This window comes from Humibacter antri (assembly GCF_054777235.1).
The window spans coordinates 1-25,310 of the sequence record NZ_BAAHAW010000029.1 but is presented as its reverse complement, the minus strand read 5'-3'; the positions used below and the strand labels follow the sequence as shown (position 1 = coordinate 25,310).

Sequence of the window (25,310 nt, the reverse complement as noted above, 5' to 3'; positions counted from 1 at the left end):
GGAGCGTCTTGGCCTTCACCCGGACCTGACACGATCGATGATCCTGGCGATCTGCCGCGACACCAGAGCAGGCTGCTCGACGGCGATCCCGTGCCCACTGCCGGTGTTGCTCACGTGCGTTGCGCCGAGCGATTCGGCGAGTCGTTCCTGTGCCGCGAGCCAGGCGTGCCACGTCGACATGCCGGGCGTGACACCCAGGTCCCATGCATGATCGGATGACAGCACTACGGCCGGAGTCGGCGGCATGGCCGGAGCCGCATCCAGCTCGGCGACGCTCGAGTCGTAGTCGGGCTCCTCGGCGGTCGCCACCGTGTGGGCGGCCGCGATGACCGCCATCCAGTTGATCCACTGCGTCGAGCTGAGGCAGTCCTTCAAGAACACGGAGGACGAATCGACGAGCACGATGCCTTTCGTCTGCGCCGGATGCTCGCGAGCATAGAGCTGCGCGATCATGCCGCCCCAGGAGGCCCCGACGAGCACGTACGGCCCGTCGATCCGGGCCGCCGAGAGCACCGCGGCGAGGTCGGCGACGCCGTCCTGCGCCGTCGTCGGCTGGGCGACGGGGGTCGACGGCACCGGCGCATCCGAGATGAGAATCGTGCCAGGGCGGTCGTAGGCGCATACCCGGGTCATGCGGGAGAGGACGCCGAAGACCGACCTCGTGCTGAGCGTAGGAGCCGCTCGAGGGCGCGTCGGATCGGTCACGCTCATCCACTCGTCACCTGCCCCGCCGGTGCCTGAGACGAGAACGACTGTCGGGGAACCGGATCCCTGGCAATCGAGAGCCAGCTTTCGGCCGCCACCGATCGAGACGAGGCGCACGACACCCGCTCCGGAATCATCGCCGGAGCCGTCTGCGGACGGGGCCGGGCGGCCGGGCGCGGACGCGGAGCACCCGGCCAGCAACGCGATGGCCACAGCGACGACGACGTAGCGCGTTCGCATGGCCTTGGACCTCGGCGCACAGCCCATGACAAGCCTTTCACCGACGCGAGTGCGACGTGGACAAGTCTGACACCGTGAAGCTCGCGGGGATGTCGTCCGCTCACGCGATTTCCGGCGCATCGCCGGAGAGAAGCTGCGGCGGCCAGCCGGCAAGCCGGCTTGCCGGGCCTGCTGGGCCTGCCTGGCCGGCCTGCCTGCCTGGCCGGCCTGCCTGCCCGCTGGGCCGGCCTGCCTGCCCGCTGGGCCGGCCTGCTGCAACCTGCCCGCTGCGGCCGGCCTGCTGTAGTCGCCCTGCTCTAGTCGGCCTGCTGTAGTCGGCCTGAGTGCCGGCGCCTCAGCGGGCGCGGTCAGCGCGCAACGGCGCGAGCGCGTGGTCCAAGGCGAGGAGTTCGTCGAGCTGGGCTGCGAGCATCCGTTCCTGGTGCTCGTTCGGCTCGAAGGCACCGTCGTCGGCGATCTGCTTCGCCGCCCACGGGATCTCGACGTTCGCAGACGTCGGCACAAGGCCGACCGCCACCTCCGGCACCCGTAGTGCGGTCACGCCGCGCGTTCCGCCGGAGATGCCGCCGTAACTGACCGTTCCGAGCGGTTTGCGCCACCACTCCCGCGACAGATGGTCGAGGGCGTTCTTCAGGGCGGGCGCGTAACTGTAGTTGTACTCGGGCTGCACGAAGACGAACGCGTCGGCGGCATCCACCCTCTCGCTCCAGTCGATCGTCGACTGCTGCGTGTACTGGCGAAGTCGCGGATGGTTCGGCTCGGTCATGAGCGGAAGCGCGATCTCTTTGAGGTCGGCCCAGTCCACCTCGAATCGGCCGTCGCGCTCGACGGTGTCGCGTACCCATTCCGCGATCGGCAGCCCGATGCGGCCGTTGCGCACGCTGCCCACGACGATCATCAGCCTCGTCATCCCGCCTCCATCACTCTTCGCGCCGACCCCAACAGCACCTTCGAAGCGCGTCACCACCTGTCGTGCACGCTCGCGTGGAAGTACTCGTCATAGATCTCGCGCACGGCACTGTCGAACTCGGCGCCCAATGGGGCGACGGATCCGGCGGCGGCGTTGGAGCGCGCCTGATCCACGTTACGCGCGCCGGGGATGACGGAGCTCACCCCCGGCTGCTGCGCCACCCACGCGAGCGCCGCCTTCGCCGTGGTGAGCTTGTCTGCGCACTCGATGCCGATGCGGTCGCGAACGGATGCCACGACCTCCGCGAACCGCTGCGCCGCCTCTACTCCGGTGTCGTAGTCCACACCCGAGAACGTCTCTCCGACGTCGAACGCCTCGCCGTGCCGGTTGAATGCCCGATGATCGTGCGGGGCGAAAGTCGTCTCTTTCGTGTAGCGCCCGCTGAGCAGGCCGCTCGCCAGCGGAACCCGCGCGATGATGCCGACGCCGGCATCCAGCGCCGCGGGCAGCACGCGCTCGAGCGGCTTCAGCCTGAACGCGTTAACGATGATCTGCACCGTCGCCACGTTCGGCCGTGCAATGGCGGTGAGCGCCTCGTCGCAGCGCTCGACGCTCACGCCATAGTTCGCGATCGCGCCCTCGTCGACGAGCATGTCGAGCGCATCGAAGACCTCGTCGCTGGAGTACACGGGCGTCGGCGGGCAGTGCAGTTGCACGAGGTCGAGCGTTTCGGTGCGCAGGTTGGCGCGCGATCGGTCGATCCACCCCCTGAAATTCTTCAGAGTGTAGTTCTCCGGCTCCTGGTCGACCCGGCGACCCATCTTGGTCGCGACGGTGACGCCGGCGTCGGGATGCGCGGCGCGGAAGCGGCCGATGATGCTCTCACTGCGACCGTCTCCGTACACGTCGGCCGTGTCGAAGAACGTGACTCCGGCCTCGACGGATGCCTCCAGCACGGCGAGCGCCTCCGCCTCGCTCACGCTCCCCCAGTCGGCACCCAGCTGCCATGTTCCCAGTCCGATGACGGATACCGTGCGTCCGGTGCGGCCGAGGGTGCGGGTCTCCATGATGCGCTCCTGCATGGGGGCCACGATAACGGTGTGCGCGCTAGAGCTTGGAGCGACGGTCCGGTGGACCGTCGCCGCGACGCCAGCGCCGCGCCGGCTATGCCGGCGCGGTTGTGGTGCAGCCCTAAGCGTCTGCGATGTCAACCGGCGCCGTCGCCCCCCGCTCCAGCGCGCGAGCGTAACCTGGGAAACGTGAGCGAGTCTGCTGTGCGCGTGCTGTCGGAGGAACTGCTGGAGCGCATCCGATCCCGAGCCGCGGGATACGACCGCGACAACACCTTCTTCACGGAAGATCTCGCCGAGCTCGCCGACGCAGGCTACCTGCGCGCACTGGTGCCCGAGGAGTTCGGCGGGCTGGGACTTTCGCTGCGCGAGGCTGCGCGCGAGCAGGTGCGGCTGGCATCCGCTGCGCCTGCGACGGCGCTCGCCGTCAACATGCACCTGGTGTGGACGGGCGTTGCGAAGGTGCTTCGCGACCGTGGCGACGACTCTCTCGAGTTCGTGCAGCGTGAGGCCGGCGCAGGCGAGGTGTTCGGGTTCGGCATCAGTGAGGGCGGCAACGACCTGGTGCTCTTCGGTTCGCGAACGGATGCCCGCCCCGACGGGAAAGGCGGCTACACGTTCCACGGCACCAAGATCTTCACCTCCCTCTCCCCCGCCTGGACGCGGCTGGGCACCATGGGTCTGGATTCCACGAGCGAGGACGCCCCGAAGATCGTGTTCGGCTTCATCGACCGCTCGAAGGGCGGCTTCGAGATCGCCGACGACTGGAACACGATCGGCATGCGGGCTTCGCAATCGAACTCGACCCGGCTGGACGGCGCGCACGCTCCCGCCGACCGCATCGCGCGGAGGTTGGATCCCGGCCCGAACGCCGACCTGCTCACGTTCGGCATCTTCGCGAACTTCGAGCTGCTGCTGGCCGCCGTGTACACGGGCATCGGGGCGCGGGCGCTTCAGCTTGCGGTCGAAGCCGTGAAGAGGCGCACCTCGATGAAGAACGACGGGCGGCCGTACGCGCAGGATCCCGACATCCGTTGGCGCATCGCTGACGCGGCGATCGCACAAGATGCGCTGTACCCGCAGCTGGATGCCGTCACAAGCGACGTCGACGCTCTCGTCGACCACGGCGGGCAATGGTTCGCAAAGCTGGTCGGCATGAAGGTGCGCGCCACCGAGACGGCTCGCGACGTGGTCGACAAGGCGATCCGGGTCTCCGGCGGGGGCAGCTACTTCGCCGCGAGCGAGCTCGGCCGGCTGTACCGCGATGTGCTCGCCGGCATGTTCCATCCGTCCGACGACGAGTCGGCTCACTCGACTGTGGCGACCGCCTGGCTTGGTCCGATCGAGGCCTGATCGTGGCGGGCCGTTCCTCGTCACGGCGGCCGGAGCACGGCCGGCTTCGGGATGCCCGCATCCGCCGGGCCCGGTTCGTCGCCCACCTGCGCCTGGACTGGTGGTGGATCGCGATCCTGCTGATCTGCGGATCGTTCCAGATCTACCGCGGAGCCCCGATCGACGGCGCGTTCTTCCTCGCAGCGGGCGCCGCCCTGCTGGCGGATGCCGCCGGCTGGCTGCGCAGACTGGACCGCTATCCGCTCCCCCGCCTGCATCTGGCCGTGCAGATCGCGCTCGGGGTGCTCGCGGTCTCCGTCATCACCCTCGCGCCGCAGTGGGGAGTCGCCGACCTCGTGGTGGTGTGCGTCATCGGGGCGACGACCGTCATCGTGGGCTGGCGCGGCGACGACATCTACCCGGTGGACACCGAGGCCGAGCGGTCCGTCGAGCAGGCGGAAGCGCTGCGCCGCGCCGCCATCCGGTCCGCCGTGCTGTGGGCGTGTGCCGGCGTCTTCCTCTGTCTGTGGGAGCTGCTGCACTTCTTTCTCGCGATGCCGTCTCCGCAGGCCGAGTGGGATCATCCGGTGCTGTCCGACCTCATCGATCCGATCGTGGCGAACCCGATCGGCCGCGCGGTGTGCGCGACGCTGTGGATCCTCGGCGGGGCGGCGCTGCTGCGCAGGGGGAGGCATCCGTGAGTCGCATCATCTCGATCACCGGTTACATCGCGGTCGGCATCTTCGCCATCGTGCTCGTCTGGTATGCGTGGCGGGTTCCCGAACGGCTCGCCTCGTTCGGCACTCTGCTCGACCGGGTGATGACGTCGCGGGCCCTGCGCATCACGCTCATCCTGTTCTGGTGGTGGATCGGCTGGCACTTCTTCGCGGCGGCGCCGTTGCCCGCGTCGTCGTGAAGCGCTGAGCCGAGCCCGACGTCAGTGTTCGCACCGCGCACTCGACCGACTCGATCGATTCGGCAGAGCACGCTGACGCGCCCTGCTCCCGCCTGAATCGTCAGTCGCGGCCACGGAGGCGTTCGAGCTCGCGACGTTCGCGCTTCGTGGGGCGCCCGGCTCCCCGTTCACGCACGACCGCCGACGGCTGCTCCACGCGGGGCGGGAGCGCCGGCGTGCGGTCCAGATACGCCGCCTGCGCTATGGGTGCCCCGACGCGCTTGACGAGAATGCCCTGCACCTGAACGATGTGCTCGCGGTCCGTCGTCACGCGCACCTCGTCGCCGACCCGCACGACCTGAGCCGGTTTGGCCCGTTCGCCGTTGACCTTCACGTGACCGGCCTTGCAGGCGACGGTCGCCAGCGACCGCGTCTTGTAGAAGCGAACAGCCCAGACCCAGACGTCGGCGCGGGTGGATCCCGTCGCCATCGGTTCGCTGCTGGTGCCACCGGCCATCGCCCCATCGTAGGCATGGGCGCGGCACAGCCCGGCGCTGGAGTGCTCTTAACCGGTTGCGCTACGCTCACGGCGTGCCGGCGCAACCTACGAGCCAGGGCACAAGTGACGCAGGAGAACATCGATGACCGACCCGCACCAGCATCAGACACCCCCGGCCTGGTATCCGGACCCCGACCCGAACAACCCGGGCGGTCAGCGCTGGTGGGACGGCGCACGATGGACCGAGCACTCCCGTCCGGCGGTGCCTGCCCCGCAGCCGCTGTACGACGCTGGGCAGGATGCCCGCCCGCCCGTTGCCCCGCATCCGACGCCCGCGCAGCCCGGCTACGGTCAGCCGGCACAGCCCGCGCCTGCGCTCCGGGAACCGGCACGGCCCTCCTACCCGCCATCGGCTGCGCAACCCGGCTACGCGCCGGCTCCGGCCCCTGCCTACGGCCCCGGCGGTTATGCCGGCGGTGCCGCGCCGGCGTTCCCACCCGTGAAGCCCGGAACATCCGCGCTGACCTGGCCGGTCTGGCTGGTCGTCGGGCTCCCGCTGCTCACGACGATCGCCTACATGTTCGTCGACTTCACGTCGTACTTCCGGGCCGTCATCGCGCTCAGCGCATCGGGTGCAAACCCCGGTGGCGCCGAGATCTCGCACCTCACGTCCACGATGAGCGGCTTCATCGTCGGAGCCCTCTTAGTCGACGTGCTCGGGTTCGTCGTCTATGGCTTGGGTGTGATGTTCGCCTATTTCGATTGGCGCGAACTGGGCCGCCGCGGGTTTGTTCGCCCGTTCCATTGGGCGTGGGCGTTCCTCACCCTCGTCACCTTCGGAATCCCGTTCGTGTATGTGATCGGGCGCACGGTCGTGTCGCACCGGCGCGGAGGCAAAGATGCGCTGTGGCCGGTCTGGGCGTTGGTCGCGGTGATCGTGATCGGTATCGTGCTCATCGTCATCAAAGTCGTCATGATTGTCGGCGTCATCTCCTCGACGATCGGAACCTCTGCACCAGGCGTGTCGTGAGCGCACGATAGAGTGAGATCCGGGCACGACGAGAGGGAGCGTTCCGTGGAGTACTTGGTCTTCGCTGCAGGCGCAGTGATCTTCGGGCTGTTCTGCTTGTGGGCCCTCTACGACTCGGCGAAAGATGCTCACACGCGCGCGACGCATCCAGAGCGCGGCGCGATCGTCAACACTGAGCACCACGCCATCGAGGGCAGCCACTAGCGCTGTTGCGTCAGCGCCTCCGTGGCGGGCCGCCGCGGAGGTACGAAGCTCCGGCGCGCGTCTCAGCCGTCGCTGTGCGCCAGCGTCGCCCCCGCGGCGCGCAGTTCTTCCAGTGCTCGAGCGCTCGACTCGGGTGAGACCCCGGCCACGAGGTCGACGAGGACACGCACGTTCCGCCCGTCCGACAGTGCATCCAGTGCGGAAGCGCGCACGCAGTAGTCGGTGGCGATGCCGACGAGGTCAAGCTCGTGCACGTCGGCGGAGTCGAGGATGGCGCTGAGCCCGGCCCCGTCATCCGACGTGCCCTCGTAGATGGAGTAGGCGGGAACGCCCTGACCCTTGCGGATGTGCACGTCGACGCCGCGGACATCCAGTGCCGGGTGGTAGTCCGCGCCGGCCGTGCCGGCTACGCAGTGCACCGGCCAGGTGGCGACGAAGTCCGGTTCGGCATCGGCCGGGGCGAAGTGGCCCCCGTTGTCATCGCCCGCGTTGTGCCAGTCACGCGAGGCCACCACGAGGCCGTACCGCTCGCCGCTCTGGGAGAGCAACCGGGTGATGCCTGCCGCCACAGCGGCTCCTCCCGACACGCCCAGCGCGCCGCCTTCGGTGAAGTCGTTCTGTACGTCGATGATCAGAAGTCCGCGCGACACGCCTTCATTGTGCCCGAGCATGTTCGATTGTGCCCGAGCATGTTCGACGAATCATCCCAGCCAGGTCGGAGCATTCGGGGGTTAGCCTGACGCTCAGGGCGTCCCCGAGGATTCCGTCCCCAAGGATTCCACCGTCCGCAAGGATTCCACGAGGAGATTCGTGATGAAGAGACTTCTGAAGTGGCTGCCCGCCGTGGTGGCGCCGGTCGTCGTGGCGGGTGCCGTGGCTGCGCCCGCGTTCGCGAGCGGCTTGAGCGAAGCACGCGCGTCGACACCGTCGGCGACGCAGGTGCTCGCACTGATCGCGAAGGCGAAGGATGCCCACTACTCGGGCAGCATCGAGCAGACCAGCGACCTCGGGCTGCCCGAGCTTCCGTCGGGGGCGATGGGCGCCGCCGGCACCGGATCTTCGGATGCCCAGGCATCGAGCATCCTGGAACTGCTGACCGCTTCGCATAAGGCGCAGGTCTACGTGGACGGCCAGAGCAAGCAGCGCATTCAGGTGCTGGACAGCCTCGCCGAGCGCGACGTGGTGCGCAGCGGCACCGACCTGTGGACCTGGGACTCGAAGACCGACAAGGCCGTACACGTGAAGCTGCCGTCGAAGACGGCGTCGCAAGACGGAGCATCCGGAACGCCGACCGCCACTCCGCAGAGCCTCGCCGACAAGCTCGTGCAGGACGCGAGCAAGACCTCGACGCTGACCGTGTCGAAGTCTTCCGTCGCCTCTCACGACGTGTGGCGGCTGACGATCACGCCGAAGACATCCGACACGCTCGTGGGCAAGGCCGTTCTGTCGGTCGACGCGAAGACCGGAGTTCCGCTGGCAGTAGAGATCGATGCGAGCGGCCAGAAGACTCCCGCCGTGTCCGTGGCGTTCACGCGGGTGGACTTCGGCACGCCGGCTGCATCGAACTTCACGTTCACACCGCCCAAGGGCGCGAAGGTGACGCAGAAGTCGCTGCCGTCGCACGGTTCGCACGCCGAGCGCCCCGACAACCGCATGCCCGGCTCGTTCGAGGGCCCGACGGTGATCGGCTCCGGGTGGGCGTCGATCGTGGCGGTGCCCGCCGGCTCGCTCGGCGCCGGCATGTCCGGCCTGACGGCAGGACAGTCGCACCTGCTGAACGAGCTCACCCAGTCCGTCGACGGCGGCCGTGGTCTGCAGACGTCGCTGTTCTCCGTGCTGATCACCTCGGACGGACGTCTGTACGCGGGGGCGGTTCCGCTCAGCGCGCTCGAGTCGGCGGCCAAGTGACGCCGATCGGTGCGGCTACCGGAACGACGGCCGCGCCGGTCAGCAACGAACCCGGCGGTTCCGGGCAAGACGGCGCGCGGCAAGGCGGTGCCGACCTGGCGATCGCCAGCACCGGGCTGACGAAGCGATTCGGGCACCAACTGGCCGTCGACGGCCTCGAGCTCAGGGTTCCGCGGGGGTCCGTCTACGGCTTCCTCGGCCCGAACGGTTCGGGCAAGACGACCACCATACGAATGCTGCTCGGGCTGACGTCGCCGAACGCGGGCGAGGTTGAGCTGCTCGGAGAACGGATGCCACGGGCATCCGCCACCGTGCTCCCCCGAGTCGGCGCTCTGGTCGAGGGGCCCGCGTTCTACCCGTTCCTCACCGGACGCGCAAACCTCAGCCGGCTGGACGCCGCCGACCCGCGGTCCGTTTCGAACACGAGGCGCGCGAGAGTTGCCGAGGCGCTGAATCGGGTGGGACTCACGCACGCCGCTGACAAGAAGGCGCACGCCTACTCGCTCGGCATGAAGCAGCGTCTCGGCCTGGCGGGGGCGCTGCTGCGGGAGCGGGAGCTGCTCGTGCTCGACGAGCCCAGCAACGGGCTGGACCCCCAGGGCACACGCGAGGTGCGCTCGCTCATCCGTCGCCTCGCCGACGATGGAGCCACGGTCTTCGTCTCCAGCCACCTGCTGAGCGAGGTGGAGCAGTTGTGCAGCCATGTGGCCGTGATGCGCGCGGGCCGGCTGGTGGCATCCGGGTCGCTGGAGGAACTGCGGGCCACCGGTGGCCGGGAGGCCGTGGTGCGGACCCCGGATGCCCGTGGCGCGGCATCCGTTCTTCTAGGCATCGGGCTCGATCCGTCCATGGCCGGTGAGGTGGTGACGGCAGCGCTCGATGCGGGCACCGCGGCCGAGGACCTCGTCGCGGCCCTGGTCGCCGCCGGCGTTCGGGTTCGCGGGTTCGAAGTGACCTCGCCCTCTCTCGAGGACCGCTTCGTGGCGTTGACCGGGGAGGGCTTCGATGTCGCAGGGTGAGGCGACCGGGCCCGGTGCACCGGCCGCGACGACGGCGAACGCGGAGCCCGTCGCGGGCGTCGCACACCTGCGCCCGTTCGCGCTCCTCGGGTCCGAGCTCGGCACGCTGTTCCGTCGCCGCCGCACGATCGCCATGCTCGTGGCGCTCGCCGCCGTTCCCGTGCTGATCGCCATCGTGGTGCGCGTCACCGGTGCGGGATCCGGCGGGCGCGGCCCGGCTTTCCTGGGATCCATCACCGACAACGGGCTCTTCGTGGGGTTCACTGCGCTCGTGGTGTGCATTCCGCTCTTCCTGCCGCTCACGCTCGGCGTCGTGGCCGGCGACACGATCGCCGGCGAGGCGGGGCTCGGTACACTCCGGTACCTGCTCGTCGCGCCGGCCGGCCGCATCCGTCTGCTGGTGGTGAAGTACGCGGGAGTGATCGCGTTCTCCCTGGCAGCCACTGTGGTGATCGTGCTGGCCGGCATCGGGATCGGCGCTCTGCTCTTCCCGGTCGGCCCGGTCACGCTGCTCTCCGGCGACACCGTTGACGCGGGCGGATTCTTCGGTCGCACCGCTCTGATGGCCGGGTACGTCACCATCTCGCTGCTCGGGCTGGGCGCCATCGGCCTGTTCATCTCCACGCTCACGACCGTTCCGGTGGGTGCCATGGCGGCCACCGTCGTGCTGGCCGGGGTGTCGCAGATACTGGATCAGCTCCCGCAACTCGACTGGCTGCATCCATGGCTGTTCACCCACTACTGGCTCGGATTCGGCGACCTGCTGCGCGATCCCGTCGTGTGGGATTCGTATGGGCAGAATGCGGTGCTGCAACTGGGCTACATCGTGGTGTTCGGATGTCTGGCGTACGGCAGGTTCGCGACGAAAGACATCCTGAGCTGACCGAAAGACATCCTGAGCTGACCGGCGGACCGGTGCGAGCGGCTGTTCGAGCGGTTTCAGGTGCTCGACATCGATGCCATCGCCTACCGACGAGCAGCGGTGTTGCGGGAACCACACGGCATCCGCACGCCCGATACCCCTCGCGTCGGCGCGGCCGGGCTCGGCGGCTGCCGCGAATTGTGAACCAGCGACTCCCGTCTCACCGAGCACGCCGACGGGTTCGCGGTCAACGATCTGGCGTGAGGCGGCCCGGATGTCGGCGACGCGGGGCACAATGTTCAGGTGCCCGAACTGCCGGAAGTGCATGCCCTGGCCGCCGACCTCGGGAGCCGGCTGAACGGGCATGTCATCGACCGGCTCGACGTCACATCGTTCGCGGCGCTGAAGACGTTCGACCCGCCGGTGTCGGCGCTGCAGGGGATGCTCGTGGCCGGCGTCGGCAGGCACGGCAAGTTCCTCGACGCCACGGTGGTGTCGGGGGGCGGGGGTGCGGAGTCGACCGATGAACTGCACCTGATCATCCATCTCGCCCGGGCGGGCTGGATTCGTTGGCGGGATGCCGCACCGGTTCCCGCCGCACGCCCGCGCGGACGGAGCGCCGGCCCTCTGGCGGCACGTCTCGTGCTCGACGACGGCTCGGGGATCGACATCACCGAGGCGGGCACGAAGAAGAGCCTGGCGATCTACCTGGTGCGGAGCCCCAGCGACGTGCCGGGCATCGCGCGGCTGGGACCCGACCCGCTGGCGCCTGAGTTCACCGAGGAGGTCTTCGCGGGCATCCTCGCCGCCGCCGGACGAGGTCGGATCAAGGGTGTGCTGCGCGATCAGGCGAAGATCGCTGGCATCGGCAACGCGTACTCCGACGAGATCCTGCACGTGGCGAAGATGTCGCCGTTCAAGCCTGCGAACATGCCTGCCACCGACGTGCACACCCTCTACGAGGCGACGCGGTCCACGCTCCGCGACGCGTTGGAGCGTGCGGACGGGCTGAAGGCGTCCGACCTCAAAGCGGAGAAGAAGTCGAACCTGCGTGTGCACGCCAGAACAGGCGAGCCCTGCCCGGTGTGCGGTGACACCATCAGGCAGGTCATCTACGCGGACTCGACGTTCCAGTACTGCCCGACCTGCCAGACCGGCGGCAAGCCGCTGGCGGACCGGGTGCTGTCGCGGCTGCTGAAGTAGGGTTCCGACCGGCTCAACCCGCGGTCGTCGGTGTGAGCCGGAAGACGCGCAGAACCCGGCCGCTCGCGCGCTCGTAACCGCGATACCCCGGCCACTGGTGCTGGATGTACGCCCAGACGTCCTCCCGCTCGTCGTCGGCGATGAGCTGCGCCCGCACCGCGATCGGCCTGCCGTGCACCACCACCGTCGCGTCGGGATGCGCAAGCAGGTTCGCGGTCCATGCCGGATGCGTGTCGCGAGCGAAATTGCTGCCGGTCACGAGCATCCGCCCGCCCGGCTCCGGGCAGTACATCAACGTCGTCTCCCGCTGAAGGCCACTCTTCGCCCCTGTCGTGCGCAGCACCAGTGACGGCACGAGCAGCCCGCTCAACTGCAGCCTTCCGTGGGTGATGAAGGCCATGCCCCGCTCCAGCGGAGGCATGACAGCCGGCCCGACCGCGCGGAAGAACCCGGTTCGGGAGAACCAGGCGACGGATGCCCGCACGCCGCGAAGCGGTGGAGAGCTGCGCGGCACGGGCATGCGTCGATTCTGGCGCAGACGACGCCTCGCTCGGCCCGGATATCTCGACCCAGATATCACAGCAGGCGCCGCCGAACGCCGTCTCAGGGGTCGGGGCACGCACGGCGCACGCAACAGCCTGGTTGACTTGATCACATGACCGATCTGCGACGCGTGACCGTTCTGGCCGGCGGGGTGGGTGGCGCCCGCTTCACCCGCGGACTCCTTGCACACCTGACCGACGCCTACCCCGACGGGGAAGGCGGCTCGCGCGTTGCTGTCACCGTTGTGGTCAACACGGGCGACGACATGACGCTGAACGGCCTGCGCGTCTGCCCCGACCTCGACACCGTGATGTACACCCTCGGCGGCGGCATCAGCGAGGAACAGGGCTGGGGGCGCGACGACGAGACCCGGCGGGTCTCCGGCGAGATCGCCGCATACGGCAAGGGGTGGGACTGGTTCACGCTCGGCGACCTCGACCTCGGAACGCACATCGTGCGCACCGAGCTGCTCCGTGAGGGCGCAACGCTCAGCGAGGCGACCGAGTACCTGTGCAGGCGCTGGCGGCCGAAGGCGCGGCTGCTGCCGATGAGCGACACGCCCGTGGAGACGCACGTGCGGCTGGGCGAGCGGGTCGACGGGCATCCGTCGGGCTCGCTCATCCACTTCGAGGAGTGGTGGGTGCGCTACCGCGCCGGCGTGCCGGCCACCGAATTCGTGCAGGTGGGGCTCGAGTCCGCGACCGCCGCGCCCGGCGTGATCGAGGCGATCCGCGACGCCGACGTCGTCATCGTGCCGCCGTCCAATCCTGTGGTGTCGGTCGGGACGATCCTCGATGTGCCAGGGGTTCGGGCGGCCGTGCGCGAGACGTCGGCGCGCGTCGTCGGCGTCTCGCCGATCATCGGCGGTGCCGCTGTGCGTGGCATGGCGGATGCCTGCCTCGCCGTGATCGGCGTCGAGACGTCCGCCGAGGCGGTCGGCCTGCACTACGGCGCACGCCGTTCGGAGACGGGCGGCCTGCTCGACGGCTGGCTGGTCGACGAGGTGGACGCCGATGCGGTGCCCGCTCTGGAATCCGCCGGGATCGCCGCCCGTGCCGTTCCCCTGTGGATGCGCGACGTGCCGGCCACGTCGCAGCTGGCCGCGGACGTGCTCGCGCTGGCTGCCGTCTGACACACGGCCTCGGCCGCCGCATCGCCCCCGCGCGCGGGGCGGTGTCTCTACGATCGCCTCATGGCAGACCACAACGACTACAACCAGCCGATCGTCGACGAGTTCCGAGCGAACGGTGGCACCGTCACGCACTTCGGGCGCGGGCTCGTGCTGCTGCACCACACCGGAGCGAAGAGCGGTGTCGAACGCGTCACCCCCGTCGCCGCCCTGAAAACGGCACCGGATGCCTGGCTCATCGCGGCATCGAAGGCCGGTGCTCCCGAGAATCCGGCCTGGTATCACAACCTGCTCACCCACCCCGACTTGACGATCGAGACTCCGGACGACGGCGAGGTGCAGGTGCACGCCGCTGCACTGCGCGGCGAGGAACGCGACGCCGCGTGGCAGGAGTTCACGCGCCACAACCCCGGATTCCTCGACTACGAGAAGAAGACCAGCCGAGTCATCCCTGTTGTGCGGCTCACCCGGAGCTGAGCTCGGCGCACCGCGCACCAGGGTACGCGCCGCGATGACGCGAAGCCGAAGTGGCTCGACATGACATCCGGCGTGGAACATGCCAACTTGGCATGTTCTCGGGCGGAGAGCGCGATCTGTCCTGTTGACGACTTCGACCGGGGCCGGAACAGGACCGGGGCCGGAACAGGACCGGGACCGGGACCGGGGCCGGGACCGGGGCCGGGGCCGGGGCCGTGCGAGTATGCTCGCCACGAATCAGCTGTATGGCCTGGCTTTGGGTCGCATCTCTCTTTTCCCTTGTTCCTGTCAGCCCGATCGGCTCCCGCGATCGGGCACGCACCAGAGGATGCCCGTGGCCGCGCAGCAGTTGACCGTCACCGATGTCTCTTCCCGCGGGCGGGCATCCGCTGGTTCGTCTCGGGCGACCTCGTCGATGCCGCAGGAGAACGGAAGCGCCGCAGTGCGTCCATCCCTCGAGCGCATGACGGACGCGCTGGCAAGCGCGCGCCGAGCGGCGGAGGCGGGCATGCCGCCGGCGAGAGACGACGCTCAGACGCTGCTGTTCGCGCGCGACGCCGACCTCGACGCGCTGCTCGGCATCGCCGGTCGCCTCCGCGACGCGGGGCTCGAGCGTGCCGGACGCCCTCGTGTCATCACGTACTCCCGCAAGGTGTTCATCCCCCTGACGCATCTGTGCCAGGACCGCTGCCACTACTGCATCTTCGTGCAGACACCCGGCAAGCTGGCCAAGGCGGGCATCTCGCCGTTCCTCTCCGAAGACGAGGTGCTGGAGATCGCCAGGCAGGGCGCGGCGATGGGCTGCAAGGAGGCTCTCTTCACGCTCGGCGACCGGCCGGAGAACCGCTGGGCTGTCGCACGGGAGTGGCTCACCGAGCACGGCTACGCGTCGACGCTGGAGTACATGCGGGCCGTGGCGATCCGAGTGCTCGAGGAGACCGGACTGCTCCCCCACCTCAACCCCGGCGTGATGAGCTGGGCCGAGCTGCAGCGGCTGAAGCCGGTGGCCCCCTCGATGGGCATGATGCTGGAGACCACGTCGGTGCGGCTCTGGGCCGACAAGGGGCAAGCGCACTTCGGCTCGCCCGACAAGGACCCGGCGGTTCGGATGCGCGTCATCGACGATGCAGGACGTTCGCGGATCCCCTTTACCACCGGCGTGCTCCTCGGCATCGGCGAGACGGTCCGCGACCGCGTCGACGCCATGTTCGCGCTCCGGGACTCGCACGCCAGGTGGGGGCATGTGCAGGAGGTGATCGTGCAGAACTTCAGAGCGAAAGACGCGACCGCCATGATGCACCGCCCCGACCTCGCGGCCAACGAGTACGCGGCCGCTGTCGCGGTCACCCGCCTCGTGCTCGGAGCGGATGCCCGCGTGCAGGCACCCCCGAACCTCACCGATCACGACGAACTGGCGCTGTTGATCCGCGCCGGCATCGACGACTGGGGAGGCGTCAGCCCGCTCACTCCCGACCACGTCAATCCGGAGCGGCCGTGGCCCCAGATCGATGAGCTGGCGCGGCTCACCGGGCTCGCCGGATACACGCTGCACGAACGGTTGACGGCGCACCCGCACTTCGTGCACGAGGGCGAGCCGTGGATCGATCCGGCCGTGCTTCCGCACCTGCGTGCCCTTGCGGACGAGAGCGGGCTCGCAGACGAGAGCGCGCCCCTCGCGGGGCGCCACTGGAGCATCCATTCCGAGACCGCGCAGGCGATTGCGCCAGGCCTCGGCGTCCGCGCCAGTAAGCCTGGCGCAGACGCCGCAAGGTGGCGCGAACATGCGGTGACCGGATCCGCGGTGAACGGGATCGCCGCGCTGCTCGAGGCGGCGCGGCGCGATCCCGCGGCGCTCGACGACGCGGACTATGTCGCTCTTCTGGCCGCGGACGGCGACGACCTCGAAGCGCTCGTCGACGTCGCCGATGACGTGCGACGCGAGCGTGCGGGCGACGAGATCACCTTTGTCGTCAATCGCAACATCGATGCATCCCTCTTCCGCACGGCGCGGGCCACGACCGCGCACGCTCGCAGACAGGGGGACGCGCCCTCGGCGGCGGGAACGCGCGCCGAGGGGCTCACGCCGGACCTCGTCACGGCGCTGGCGGACGAGGCGGCGACCCTCGGAGCCACCGAGGTCTGCGTGCAGGGGCGCATCGGCGAACAGCTGCCCGCGTCAGCGTACCCGGACCTCGTCCGCGCCATACACGCGCACCAGCCGCAGTTGCACGTGCACGCCTACCGCCCGATCGAGCTGTTGGACGGAGCTCGGCGCTCCCATATGCCTCTGGCGGAATATCTCCGGATGCTCCGCGACGCGGGCGTGGGCACCGTGCCTGGCACGGGTGCCCGCATTCTCGACGACCGCATCCGGGGCATCCTCTCCGGCGGCACGGAGCTGCCGGTCGCCGAGTGGATCTCGACCATCGAGGCGTCGCACCAGGCCGGACTGCGCTCGACCGCGACCATGGTCTACGGGCACATCGAGACGGCATCCGATCAGGTGGCGCACCTGCGGATGCTCGCCGAGCTGCAGAAGCGCACCGGCGGCTTCACCGAGTTCATCGCGATGCCGTTCGTGCCCCAGGACTCGCCCGTCACCGTGCCCGGGGCACGACCTGGACCGACCCTGCGCGAGTCGCGCGCCGTGCACGCCGTGGCCAGGCTCTTGCTGGCAGGAACTATCGATCACCTGCAGGCCGCCTGGACGAAGCTCGGTCTGCGGGCCACGCGCCTCGTGCTGCAGGGCGGTGCCGACGACCTGGGCGGCGTGCTGATCGACGGCGAGGTCGCACCCTGGTCCGGTCCGGAGCAGGGACGCGTGCTGAACGTCGCCGACATGCGCCGCATCGCCGACGAGGTCGCGCGACCGCTGGTACAACGCACGACGACGTACGAGCGGATCGCGGGATGATGCGCGAGACGGCCTGGCGCCGGGGAGCGCAACCGGTGCCTGCCGGCGCGGGTTCAACGAGCCCGAGCGGCGATGCCGTCGAGGTCGACGTCGCGATCGTCGGCGCCGGTTTCGCGGGGCTGGGCATGGGCATCCGGCTGAAGCGTCGCGCTGCCGACCAGCACGCGAAGGAGTCGTTCGTGATCCTCGAACGGGCCGACGATGTCGGCGGCACGTGGCGCGACAACGTGTACCCGGGCGTGGCGTGCGACATACCCTCGCATTTGTACTCGTATTCGTTCCGCACCAAACCGGACTGGTCGCACGTGTACCCGAGCGGTGCCGAGCTGCAGGAATACCTGCGCGAGTGCGCGCGAGAGGAAGGGCTCCTCCCCCACCTGCGGTTCGGCGAGCCCGTCACGGATGCCCGCTGGCTCGCCGACGAGGAACGCTGGCTCGTCACCACACCGGCCACCCGTTACCGGGCGCGCGTGCTGGTGAGCGCGGTGGGGCGGCTGAGCGAACCGCGCATCCCAGCGATCGAGGGCCTGCAGAGTTTCGACGGCCCCGTGATGCACACGGCGTCCTGGGACGACCACCTGCCGCTGGCGGATGCCCGTGTCGGCCTGGTCGGCACCGGGGCGTCGGCGGTGCAGCTTCTGCCCGAGCTCGCCCGTCGTGCCCGTCACGTCACGGTGTTCCAGCGCAGCGCGCCATACGTGGTTCCGCGCGGCGATCGCCCGTACACCACTGTCGAACTCGACGAACTGGCAGACGCCGACGCCCGTGCGGGTCTGCGCGAGCGCATCTTCTGGGATGCCGAGCGCGCGTTTCCGCAACGGCTCGGCGTTCCGGAGGCGATCGGCGAGCTGCGGGAACGTGCTCGCACCCATCGTGAGGCGCAGGTCGCCGACCCGGAGCTGCGCGCCGCGCTGACGCCCGACTACGAGATCGGCTGCAAACGCGTGCTGCTCTCCGACGACTTCTACCCGGCGTTGCAGCGGCCGAACGTGACGTTCGAGGCGTCCGCCCTGAAGCGCATGGACGGCTCCACGGCGATCGCCGAATCGGGAGACAGCCACGAGGCCGACGTGCTCGTGTTCGCCACGGGCTTCCACGCGACACGACCGCCGTTCGCCGACCTCGTGACCGGGCGCAGCGGCATCCGTCTCGCGGACAGCTGGGCGAACGGCATGCGCGCCTATGCATCCACTGTGGTGCACGGCTTTCCGAACCTGTTCGTGCTCGACGGACCGAACGCGAGCCTCGGCCACAACTCGGCGGTCTACATGATCGAGGCGCAGCTGGACTACGTGCTCGGTGCGCTCGATCACCTGAAGGAATCGGGCATTCCGCTCGAGATCCCGCGCGAGGCAGAGGATGCCTACGTCGCCGGGATCGACGCCGCCGCCCGCGACACCGTATGGCTGAGCGGTTGCACGAGCTGGTACGTCGACGAGCGCAGCGGGCGCCTCGCGCTGCTGTGGCCGGGCTACGCGCACACGTTCCGCGAGCGCAACGGCACCTTCGACCCGGCCGTGTTCCGGGTGCCGGTCCCGAGTTGAACCCCGGTGCGTGGAACGCTCGCTAACGTCGAGACATCCGTCCGATCCGCCCGAGCCCCGGGCTCGTGAGAACACCAGGAGAGCCGTGCCGACCACTCTGGAAACGCCCGTTCGCATCGGCGTGCAGCTGCAGCCGCAGCATGCCGAGTATCAGACCCTGCGCGACACCCTGCTGCGGCTCGAAGACCTCGGCGTGGACATCGCCTTCAACTGGGATCACTTCTACCCGCTCTCCGGCGAACGGGACGGCCTGCACTTCGAGGGCTGGACCATGCTGGCAGCATGGGCCGAGCAGACCGAGCGCATCGAGTTCGGCCCGCTCGTCACGTGCAACAGCTATCGCAACCCGGATCTGCTGGCCGACATGGCCCGCACCGTCGACCACATCAGCGCGAAGCCCTCCCCAGACGGAACCCCGGGAGCCGGCCGGCTCATCTTCGGCATCGGCTCCGGCTGGTTCCAGCGGGACTACGACGAGTACGGGTACGAGTTCGGCACCGCCGGCACACGGCTCGACGCCCTCGCCGAGGCGATGCCGCGCATCAGGCGGCGCTGGCAGACACTGAACCCTGCGCCGACCCGCGACATCCCGGTGCTCATCGGTGGTGGCGGCGAGCGCAAGACACTCCGAATCGTCGCCGAGCACGCGGATGTCTGGCACAGCTTCTCCGATCCCGACACCCTGCGCCACAAGCTCGGCGTTCTCGACGGCTGGTGCGAGACCGTGGGGCGCGACCTCGGCGAGATCACGATCTCGGTGGAGTCGGATCGCGCCGCCGACCGATCCCGGTTCGACGAGTTCCATGCTCTCGGCGCGCGCCTCTACACGCTCTCGATCAGCGCTCCGCACTACGACTGGGACGGCGTGCACAGGCTGCTGAAGTGGCGCGATGCCGTGAACGGCTGACGAGGCCGACGAGTCGCCGCTCAATCGAAGAGGGCTCGCGTGGCGCTGCCGAGGCGGGCGCGTGCCTCGCTCAGCGCAGAGACGTCGTCGATGTCGAGCCGCAGCGTGGACTCCGGCGGAATCACGAGCTCCTGGAAACCGGCCTCGACGTGCCGGGCGCGGGAGCCACTGCCGAAGCGTGCGGAGAGGCTCGCGCCCGGCGCCGCCGTGACCGCCGTGGTGCCCGTTCCGTCGTGATCGGCCACGAACGCATACGGATGCCCGCCCCTGGCCGCATCCACAGCTAGACGCAATGCAACGTCGAGGTCTTCCGGCAGAAGTGCCGGAAGGTCACCGACCAGGACGGCGACGAACATCTCCGGCCAGCGCTCGGCGGCGGCCGCGGCTCCGGCCGCGACCGCTGCGTTCAGGCCCGTGCCCGCATCGGGAACGACAGAATCCACCAGCTCGCCGAGCCTGTCGGCGATCGCCGGTTCGCCGGAGACCAGCAGCACCCGACCCACTGATGGCGCGCATCGCACGGCGCACAGAGTGTCGGTCAGGAACGCGAGCGACAGCTGGCGTCGGTCGATCCCTGCGGCGTCGGCGAATCGGGACTTGGCGCCGTCGCCGCCCTTGAACGGAATCACGACCGTCCAAAGCGGCTCCTCGCCGCCAGGCATCAGCGCGAGACCGGCGGCGAGGCCGCGCCGATAGCCCTCTGCGAGGGCCTCATCCGTGCCCAGCCGGAACATGTCGCCCGGGCCGGTGCGGGTCAGCGATCGCCCGGTCGTGAACAGGTCGGCGGATCGTTGAGGGTCTTTCGACTCGCTCCGCTCCCCCGAGTGGCTCTGCACGACGAAATGCCCCGCGCCTCTGACGACCGCGACCGGGCATCCGCTCGCCTTGCCCTTCACGAGGTCGCCGAGTGCAGCCAGCTCATCGCCGACGGCCGACTGCGTCACGGCGAGTGGCTTGCCCGAGGCATCCGTCTGGCCACGAAGATCGTCGATGACCTGCACACCGGCCGCGCCGATCGCGACATCGGTCTGCCCGACCCGCCAGGTGCGACCCAGGGTGTCGCTGACGATCACCCCGAGGTGCACTCCGAAGCGCTCGCTCAGTGCGCGGCGGAGGGATCGTGCCGACGCATCGGGATCGTCGGGCAGCAGCAGCACCACACCGTCGGGCGCGTTGCTCGCGTCCACTCCCGCCGCGGCGCCCACGACGCCCTGACGGTTCTCGACGATGCGGGTGATTCCGCCGTCGTACGCACGAGTCGCGACGACGCGCACCGTCTCGGCGCTGATCGCATCCTCTCGGTCCGCGGCCGCGATGACGCGGCCCTCGGCCTTGGAGACGACCTTGCTCGTCACCACGAGGATGTCGCCGGGCCGGAGTGCGTGTTCCGGATGCCCGTGGGCATCCGCTTCGAGAGCGTCACCCACCAGCGCGGCGAGGTCATCGCCCGGCACGACTTCCCGGATGCCGGGAACGGCCCACGCGCGGAGCTCGGCCGCAGACGGGTCGCGGCTCATCGGTGGAGCTTGGGCAGCACGTCGCGCCCGAAGACCTCGATCCACTCCCGCTGGTTGCGCCCGACGTTGTGCAGGTACACCCGGTCGAAACCGAGGTCGACGTACTTCTGGATCGCAGCACGGTGCACGTCGGGATCGCTGGAGATGATCATGCGCCCCTCGAAGTCCTCCGGGCGAACGAGCTTCGCGATCTGCTCGAACTCGAACGGCGAGCGGATGTCGGCCTTCGGGAACTTCATGCCTCCATTGGGCCACTCGTGCACGGCGTTCGCCAGGGCCTCACGGTCGGTGGGGGCCCAGCTGAGATGCAGTTGCAGCAGGCGCGGGGCGTTCTCGGGGTTCTTGCCCGCATCGCGCTGACCCTCATCGAACTTCGCGAACAGCCCGCTGATCTTCTCCAGCGGCGCGCCGACCGTGATGAGGCCGTCCACGCTCTGGCCGGCGCGCTTGGCGGTCACGGGGCCCGCCGTCGCGATGAGAATCTCCGGCGCCTTCTCCGGCATGGTCCACAGCCGTGTCGACTCGAGCTTGAAGAACTGACCGGAGTGCTTGGCATCCTTGCCTGCCAGCGACGCCGAGAACAGCTTCTTGATGATGTCGATCGCCTCGAACATGCGGTTGATGCGCTCCGGCGCCTCCGGCCAGTAGCCGCCGACGATGTGCTCGTTGAGGGCCTCGCCCGATCCGAGCCCCAGCCAGTGCCGACCCGGGTACATCGCGGCGAGGGTGGCGGATGCCTGCGCCACGATCGCGGGATGGAACCGGAAACTCGGCGTGGTCACACCCGGTCCGAGGTCGCCCCTGGTGCGTTCGCCGATCGCCGTGAGAACGTTCCAGACGAAGGCTGCCTGACCTTGCGTCGGCACCCATGGCTGAAAGTGATCCGCGGCCATCACCCCCGAGAACCCGTGCTGCTCGGCGTGCGCGCTCAGTTCGACGACCTCCATCGGGGCGAACTGCTCGAGCATCGCGGCGTATCCGACTTGGAGTTCTCGCGTGGCCATGCGCTCTATTCTGCCGATAGCACCCCGGGCATGTGCGAGTTCGGAATTGCCAGGCTTCTGCCGGTTTCGTCACTGCTGTCGCCACTACGTTGGGTTCTAGCGATTGGCGTTCTGCCTTTGGCATAGGACGAGCCCTTGTAGTGAGGATGGGGCCGACTATCGAACAGGCAAAGAAGATCGCCGCAATGTCTACATCCGTTGCAGTTCCCGAGGCACGTCTCGGCGCCGTTCGCACGACCACCAGAATGAGCGGTCCCCGCACCGATCTGACCGCTTCGTACACTGCCGTATCGCGCGCGGTGAAGTCGGAGGGGCTTCTGCGCCGGGCACGCGGTTTCTATCTTCTCGTCGCCATCGGCCTTCTGCTGGCGACCGCGGCAGACGTGACGGGCATGGTGCTCCTCGGTCACAGCTGGTTCCAGCTCATCCTGGCCGGCGTTCTCGGGTTGATCTTCACGCAGTTCGCCTTCCTCTCGCACGAGGCCGCGCATCGCCAGATCCTGAACTCCGGGCCGGCCAACGACCGGCTCGGCCGCTACATCGGCACCTTCGTGGTCGGCATGAGCTACGCCTGGTGGATGAACAAGCACACCCGTCATCACGCGAACCCCAATCAGGTGGGCAAAGACCCCGACATCGCCGTCGACACGATCTCGTTCCTCGAAGAAGACGCCGCGAAGCGCACCGGCCTCATGGCGATGCTGACCCGCCGTCAGGGATACCTGTTCTTCCCGCTGCTCACGCTGGAGGGCGTGAACCTGCACCTGACATCCGTTCGTCACCTCTTCGGGCGCGGGCAGGTGAAGCGCCGCAAGACCGAGATCGCCTTGCTGGCGGCGCGGTTCGGTCTGTACTTCGGGCTGCTGTTCGTGTTCTTCCCGCCGGGAATGGCCGCCGCCTTCCTCGGCGTGCAGCTCGCCGTATTCGGCGTCTACATGGGCGCGTCGTTCGCCCCGAACCACAAGGGGATGCCCATCATCCCGGCCGACATCAAGCTGGACTTCTTCTCCAAGCAGGTGCTCACCTCGCGCAACATCCGGGGCGGCTGGTGGGCGACCATGCTGTTCGGCGGGCTCAACTATCAGGTGGAGCACCACCTCTTCCCGAGCATGGCCCGCCCCCACCTCGCCCAGGCACGTCTGATCGTGCGCGAGCATTGCGCGGCGGCCGATGTGTCTTACACCGAGACTTCGATGGCGAAGTCGTACGCGATCGTGGTCGCCTACTTGAACCGCGTCGGGCTGCAAGCGCGAGATCCGTTCGCATGTCCGGTCGTCGCCCAGTACCGTGGGATATGACACGGCGCAAGCCACCACAACACCCAAGAACGTCGACGGCGAAACCGCCGCCGCACGGGGGGCCAGCAAACTCGCGGTCCTCGAACACGAATAAAAGGAATACGACGCATGGCCACCGGCACCGTCAAATGGTTCAACTCTGACAAGGGCTACGGCTTCATCGCCCCCGACGACGGCTCTGCCGACGTCTTCGCCCACCACTCCGCCATTCAGGGAAGCGGCTACCGCAACCTCGAAGAGAACCAGAAGGTGGAGTACGACGTGGAGCAGGGTGCCAAGGGCCCCCAGGCCACGAACATCCGCGCGCTGTAGAGGCACGCAACACCACACGGAAAGGCGCGGGCCGGAGGGGATGGTCCCCCTCCGGCCCGCGCCTTTCCGTGTGCGCGGGGCCGCAGCGATAACGTCAACGCATGGACATCGGATTCCACATCGCCGACTTCACCTGGGACGTACCGCCGGACCGGTTGGGAACCACCCTCGCCCGCGCCGCGCAGGAGGCGGAGGCCTCCGGCATCAAGCGCATCACCGTGATGGATCATTTCTGGCAGATCCCGAATATCGGTACTGCTGAGAAGCCGATGCTCGAGGCATACACGGCGCTCGCATTCCTCGCCGCCCACACCTCCAGCGTTCTGCTGCACACGCTCGTGGCGGGCGTCATCTATCGCGAGCCGGCCATCCTCGCCAAGCAGGTCACCACACTCGACGTGCTCTCCGGCGGCCGTGCCGGCCTTGGCATCGGCGCAGGCTGGAACGAGGAGGAGTCGCGCGGGCTCGGCATCCCGTTCCCGCCGACGAAGGAGCGGTTCGAACGGCTGGAGGAGGCCCTCCAGATCTGCCTGCAGATGTGGAGCGATGACGAGGCCCCGTACGAGGGCGAGCACTACCGACTCGGTCGCACCCTGAACTCACCGCAGCCGTTGAGCAGGCCGCGGCCGTACCTGATGATCGGCGGCGTCGGCGAGAAGAAGACGCTGCGGTTCGTGGCCAGGTACGCGGATGCCTGCAATCTCTTCGGCACCCCCGATGCCGCCCACAAGCTCGATGTGCTGCGCCACTGGTGCGACGTGGAGAACCGCGACTACGACACGGTCGAGAAGACGACGACCACGGCCTTCCTGCCCGGCGCGGATCTGGACGAGTTCGTCGGGCGGCTCGACGCACTCCGTGAGCTCGGCTTCACGACCGCGTACGTCTCGACTCGCGTTCCGGATCCGCTGCACGCCGTCGAGTTCTTGGCCCAAGTGGCAGAAAGGGTCGCATAGCCATGCCGCTGACAGGGGAATGGGAGCCTGGAACATCCGACTGGGCTCGTAAGCAGGTCGAGGAATTCGAGGCATCCGACGGGGCGAAGGCGAACACGCTGCGCGGTGTGCCGATCGTCATCGTGACCTCGGTGGGGGCGAAGTCCGGAAAGCTGCGGAAGAACCCCGTGATGTGCGTCGAGCACGACGGAGAGTACGCGGTGGTGGCCTCGAAGGGCGGCGCCGACAAGCATCCGACCTGGTATTACAACCTGGTGCAGAACCCGAACGTCGAGCTTCAGAACGGCTCGGAGCGACACGACTACGTCGCGCATGTCGCAGAGGGCGCCGAGCGTGATGTGGTGGCAGCGCGCAGTCACCGTCTGGCCGGACTACGCGAACTACCAGAACAAGACCGACCGGCAGATCCCGGTGTTCGTGCTGACGCCTGTTGAGCCCTCCCCGCTGGTTGAGCCCCCTCCCCGCCGGTAGAGCCCCCTCCCCGCCGGTAGAGCCCCCTCCCCGCCGGTAGAGCCCCCTCCCCGCCGGTAGAGCCCCCTCCCCGCCGGTAGAGCCCCCTCCCCGCCGGTAGAGCCCCCTCCCCGCCGGTAGAGCCCCCTCCCGCTGGTTGAGCCCCCTCCCGCTGGTTGAGCCCCCTCCCGCCGGTTGAGCCTGTCGAAACCAGACGACCGTGCGCCCGGGTTTCGACAGGCTCAACCCGCGGGACTCAGACGACCCGCCGGACCCGGACAGGCACGACCCGCGGGACCCAGACGGGCTCAACCTGGGGTTGACCCCGGATTCCGGACACTGACCAGGCGGGTTCCGCGTGTTCGCGGGCTCGTCGGGGAGG

General features: G+C 69.0%; 25 protein-coding genes and 1 pseudogene. 18 read left to right on the top strand and 8 right to left on the bottom strand.

What is annotated here, in order from left to right; translation table 11 throughout:
* Positions 1-15: 15 nt before the first annotated feature.
* The 3 genes from ACYVDK_RS13055 to ACYVDK_RS13045 form a co-directional block, all read right to left on the bottom strand.
* Positions 16-945 carry an alpha/beta fold hydrolase gene (locus ACYVDK_RS13055; protein ID WP_460522405.1) on the bottom strand — a complete coding sequence of 310 codons (930 nt, stop codon included), beginning with the start codon at positions 943-945 and terminating at the stop codon, positions 16-18.
* Between the two features lie 334 nt (positions 946-1,279).
* On the bottom strand, positions 1,280-1,855 hold the full coding sequence (locus ACYVDK_RS13050) for an NADPH-dependent FMN reductase (protein WP_460522403.1): 576 nt from the start codon (positions 1,853-1,855) through the stop codon (positions 1,280-1,282).
* A gap of 50 nt (positions 1,856-1,905) precedes the next feature.
* Positions 1,906-2,922, bottom strand: a complete 1,017-nt coding sequence (locus tag ACYVDK_RS13045) for an aldo/keto reductase (protein WP_460522441.1) — start codon at positions 2,920-2,922, stop codon at positions 1,906-1,908.
* A gap of 192 nt (positions 2,923-3,114) precedes the next feature.
* Between ACYVDK_RS13045 and ACYVDK_RS13040 the strand changes: the two genes are divergently transcribed.
* From ACYVDK_RS13040 to ACYVDK_RS13030, 3 genes are read left to right on the top strand one after another with little or no spacing between them, the layout of a single operon-like run.
* Positions 3,115-4,278 carry an acyl-CoA dehydrogenase family protein gene (locus ACYVDK_RS13040; protein WP_460522401.1) on the top strand — a complete coding sequence of 388 codons (1,164 nt, stop codon included), beginning with the start codon at positions 3,115-3,117 and terminating at the stop codon, positions 4,276-4,278.
* A gap of 2 nt (positions 4,279-4,280) precedes the next feature.
* Positions 4,281-4,958: a hypothetical protein gene (locus ACYVDK_RS13035; protein ID WP_460522399.1), complete on the top strand. Its 678-nt coding sequence runs from the start codon at positions 4,281-4,283 to the stop codon at positions 4,956-4,958.
* Positions 4,955-5,173: a DUF6186 family protein gene (locus ACYVDK_RS13030; RefSeq protein ID WP_460522397.1), complete on the top strand. Its 219-nt coding sequence runs from the start codon at positions 4,955-4,957 to the stop codon at positions 5,171-5,173. The genes ACYVDK_RS13035 and ACYVDK_RS13030 overlap by 4 nt, the downstream gene beginning before the upstream one ends.
* A gap of 100 nt (positions 5,174-5,273) precedes the next feature.
* On the opposite strand, the gene ACYVDK_RS13025 is transcribed toward ACYVDK_RS13030, so the two are convergent.
* Positions 5,274-5,669: an RNA-binding S4 domain-containing protein gene (locus ACYVDK_RS13025; protein ID WP_460522395.1), complete on the bottom strand. Its 396-nt coding sequence runs from the start codon at positions 5,667-5,669 to the stop codon at positions 5,274-5,276.
* 124 nt (positions 5,670-5,793) lie between these two features.
* Between ACYVDK_RS13025 and ACYVDK_RS13020 the strand changes: the two genes are divergently transcribed.
* Complete coding sequence (locus tag ACYVDK_RS13020; protein ID WP_460522393.1) at positions 5,794-6,681, top strand: DUF2510 domain-containing protein; 888 nt, start codon at positions 5,794-5,796, stop codon at positions 6,679-6,681.
* Between the two features lie 45 nt (positions 6,682-6,726).
* Complete coding sequence (locus tag ACYVDK_RS13015) at positions 6,727-6,885, top strand: hypothetical protein (RefSeq protein ID WP_460522391.1); 159 nt, start codon at positions 6,727-6,729, stop codon at positions 6,883-6,885.
* Positions 6,886-6,947: 62 nt separating this feature from the next.
* Here ACYVDK_RS13015 and ACYVDK_RS13010 read toward each other — a convergent pair whose 3' ends face one another.
* Positions 6,948-7,535 (bottom strand): isochorismatase family protein, encoded by a 588-nt coding sequence (locus ACYVDK_RS13010; protein ID WP_460522389.1) that lies wholly within the window; start codon positions 7,533-7,535, stop codon positions 6,948-6,950.
* Between the two features lie 163 nt (positions 7,536-7,698).
* On the opposite strand from ACYVDK_RS13010, the gene ACYVDK_RS13005 reads away from it, so the two are divergent.
* The 4 genes from ACYVDK_RS13005 to ACYVDK_RS12990 all read left to right on the top strand — a co-directional run bounded on the left by ACYVDK_RS13005 (position 7,699) and on the right by ACYVDK_RS12990 (position 11,877).
* The gene (locus ACYVDK_RS13005; protein ID WP_460522387.1) at positions 7,699-8,793 is read left to right on the top strand and encodes a LolA family protein; all 1,095 of its coding nucleotides are present in this window, start codon (positions 7,699-7,701) and stop codon (positions 8,791-8,793) included.
* Between the two features lie 95 nt (positions 8,794-8,888).
* On the top strand, positions 8,889-9,812 hold the full coding sequence (locus tag ACYVDK_RS13000; protein WP_460522439.1) for an ABC transporter ATP-binding protein: 924 nt from the start codon (positions 8,889-8,891) through the stop codon (positions 9,810-9,812).
* Positions 9,799-10,695, top strand: coding sequence for an ABC transporter permease (locus tag ACYVDK_RS12995; protein WP_460522386.1), 897 nt, complete (start codon positions 9,799-9,801; stop codon positions 10,693-10,695). Before ACYVDK_RS13000 ends, ACYVDK_RS12995 begins: the two co-directional genes overlap by 14 nt.
* A gap of 282 nt (positions 10,696-10,977) precedes the next feature.
* Positions 10,978-11,877: an Fpg/Nei family DNA glycosylase gene (locus tag ACYVDK_RS12990; protein ID WP_460522384.1), complete on the top strand. Its 900-nt coding sequence runs from the start codon at positions 10,978-10,980 to the stop codon at positions 11,875-11,877.
* A 13-nt stretch (positions 11,878-11,890) separates the two neighbouring features.
* Here the strand turns inward: ACYVDK_RS12990 and ACYVDK_RS12985 are convergent, their stop codons facing one another.
* Positions 11,891-12,397, bottom strand: coding sequence for a PNPOx family protein (locus ACYVDK_RS12985; protein WP_460522382.1), 507 nt, complete (start codon positions 12,395-12,397; stop codon positions 11,891-11,893).
* 135 nt (positions 12,398-12,532) lie between these two features.
* On the opposite strand from ACYVDK_RS12985, the gene cofD reads away from it, so the two are divergent.
* The 5 genes from cofD (at position 12,533) to ACYVDK_RS12960 (ending at position 19,391) form a co-directional block, all read left to right on the top strand.
* Positions 12,533-13,552: a CofD/YvcK family protein gene (cofD, locus tag ACYVDK_RS12980; protein ID WP_460522380.1), complete on the top strand. Its 1,020-nt coding sequence runs from the start codon at positions 12,533-12,535 to the stop codon at positions 13,550-13,552.
* Between the two features lie 60 nt (positions 13,553-13,612).
* Entirely contained in the window at positions 13,613-14,026 is a 414-nt protein-coding gene (locus ACYVDK_RS12975; RefSeq protein WP_460522378.1) for a PNPOx family protein, read from the top strand.
* A 334-nt stretch (positions 14,027-14,360) separates the two neighbouring features.
* Positions 14,361-16,940 (top strand): bifunctional FO biosynthesis protein CofGH, encoded by a 2,580-nt coding sequence (locus ACYVDK_RS12970; protein ID WP_460522376.1) that lies wholly within the window; start codon positions 14,361-14,363, stop codon positions 16,938-16,940.
* A complete protein-coding gene (locus ACYVDK_RS12965) occupies positions 16,937-18,484 on the top strand; it encodes a flavin-containing monooxygenase (protein ID WP_460522374.1) in 1,548 nt (515 codons plus the stop codon). Before ACYVDK_RS12970 ends, ACYVDK_RS12965 begins: the two co-directional genes overlap by 4 nt.
* Before the next feature lie 85 nt (positions 18,485-18,569).
* Positions 18,570-19,391 carry an LLM class oxidoreductase gene (locus tag ACYVDK_RS12960; protein WP_460522372.1) on the top strand — a complete coding sequence of 274 codons (822 nt, stop codon included), beginning with the start codon at positions 18,570-18,572 and terminating at the stop codon, positions 19,389-19,391.
* A 20-nt stretch (positions 19,392-19,411) separates the two neighbouring features.
* Here the strand turns inward: ACYVDK_RS12960 and cofE are convergent, their stop codons facing one another.
* Both cofE and ACYVDK_RS12950 read right to left on the bottom strand, forming a co-directional pair.
* Positions 19,412-20,908: a coenzyme F420-0:L-glutamate ligase gene (gene cofE, locus ACYVDK_RS12955; RefSeq protein WP_460522370.1), complete on the bottom strand. Its 1,497-nt coding sequence runs from the start codon at positions 20,906-20,908 to the stop codon at positions 19,412-19,414.
* Positions 20,905-21,912 carry an LLM class oxidoreductase gene (locus ACYVDK_RS12950; RefSeq protein ID WP_460522368.1) on the bottom strand — a complete coding sequence of 336 codons (1,008 nt, stop codon included), beginning with the start codon at positions 21,910-21,912 and terminating at the stop codon, positions 20,905-20,907. The genes cofE and ACYVDK_RS12950 overlap by 4 nt, the downstream gene beginning before the upstream one ends.
* Positions 21,913-22,097: 185 nt before the next feature.
* Here ACYVDK_RS12950 and ACYVDK_RS12945 point away from each other — a divergent pair, with 185 nt between their 5' ends.
* The 4 genes and pseudogenes from ACYVDK_RS12945 (at position 22,098) to ACYVDK_RS12930 (ending at position 24,949) form a co-directional block, all read left to right on the top strand.
* A complete protein-coding gene (locus ACYVDK_RS12945) occupies positions 22,098-23,210 on the top strand; it encodes a fatty acid desaturase family protein (RefSeq protein WP_460522366.1) in 1,113 nt (370 codons plus the stop codon).
* Positions 23,211-23,318: 108 nt separating this feature from the next.
* On the top strand, positions 23,319-23,522 hold the full coding sequence (locus ACYVDK_RS12940) for a cold-shock protein (RefSeq protein ID WP_460522364.1): 204 nt from the start codon (positions 23,319-23,321) through the stop codon (positions 23,520-23,522).
* 101 nt (positions 23,523-23,623) lie between these two features.
* Positions 23,624-24,478, top strand: coding sequence for an LLM class F420-dependent oxidoreductase (locus tag ACYVDK_RS12935; RefSeq protein ID WP_460522362.1), 855 nt, complete (start codon positions 23,624-23,626; stop codon positions 24,476-24,478).
* 2 nt (positions 24,479-24,480) lie between these two features.
* Positions 24,481-24,949, top strand: a pseudogene (locus ACYVDK_RS12930) (nitroreductase family deazaflavin-dependent oxidoreductase).
* Positions 24,950-25,310: the final 361 nt, after the last annotated feature.

Excerpts from the sequence above, each read along its gene's own strand:
- ACYVDK_RS13055 (WP_460522405.1), bottom strand. The coding sequence starts at position 945 with ATGCGAACGCGCTACGTCGTCGTCGCTGTGGCCATCGCGTTGCTGGCC.
- ACYVDK_RS13050 (WP_460522403.1), bottom strand. The coding sequence starts at position 1,855 with ATGACGAGGCTGATGATCGTCGTGGGCAGCGTGCGCAACGGCCGCATC.
- ACYVDK_RS13045 (WP_460522441.1), bottom strand. The coding sequence starts at position 2,922 with ATGGAGACCCGCACCCTCGGCCGCACCGGACGCACGGTATCCGTCATC.
- ACYVDK_RS13025 (WP_460522395.1), bottom strand. The coding sequence starts at position 5,669 with ATGGCCGGTGGCACCAGCAGCGAACCGATGGCGACGGGATCCACCCGC.
- ACYVDK_RS13020 (WP_460522393.1), top strand. The coding sequence starts at position 5,794 with ATGACCGACCCGCACCAGCATCAGACACCCCCGGCCTGGTATCCGGAC.
- ACYVDK_RS13005 (WP_460522387.1), top strand. The coding sequence starts at position 7,699 with ATGAAGAGACTTCTGAAGTGGCTGCCCGCCGTGGTGGCGCCGGTCGTC.
- ACYVDK_RS12995 (WP_460522386.1), top strand. The coding sequence starts at position 9,799 with ATGTCGCAGGGTGAGGCGACCGGGCCCGGTGCACCGGCCGCGACGACG.
- ACYVDK_RS12985 (WP_460522382.1), bottom strand. The coding sequence starts at position 12,397 with ATGCCCGTGCCGCGCAGCTCTCCACCGCTTCGCGGCGTGCGGGCATCC.
- cofD (WP_460522380.1), top strand. The coding sequence starts at position 12,533 with ATGACCGATCTGCGACGCGTGACCGTTCTGGCCGGCGGGGTGGGTGGC.
- ACYVDK_RS12975 (WP_460522378.1), top strand. The coding sequence starts at position 13,613 with ATGGCAGACCACAACGACTACAACCAGCCGATCGTCGACGAGTTCCGA.
- ACYVDK_RS12965 (WP_460522374.1), top strand. The coding sequence starts at position 16,937 with ATGATGCGCGAGACGGCCTGGCGCCGGGGAGCGCAACCGGTGCCTGCC.
- cofE (WP_460522370.1), bottom strand. The coding sequence starts at position 20,908 with ATGAGCCGCGACCCGTCTGCGGCCGAGCTCCGCGCGTGGGCCGTTCCC.
- ACYVDK_RS12950 (WP_460522368.1), bottom strand. The coding sequence starts at position 21,912 with ATGGCCACGCGAGAACTCCAAGTCGGATACGCCGCGATGCTCGAGCAG.
- ACYVDK_RS12945 (WP_460522366.1), top strand. The coding sequence starts at position 22,098 with ATGTCTACATCCGTTGCAGTTCCCGAGGCACGTCTCGGCGCCGTTCGC.
- ACYVDK_RS12940 (WP_460522364.1), top strand. The coding sequence starts at position 23,319 with ATGGCCACCGGCACCGTCAAATGGTTCAACTCTGACAAGGGCTACGGC.
- ACYVDK_RS12935 (WP_460522362.1), top strand. The coding sequence starts at position 23,624 with ATGGACATCGGATTCCACATCGCCGACTTCACCTGGGACGTACCGCCG.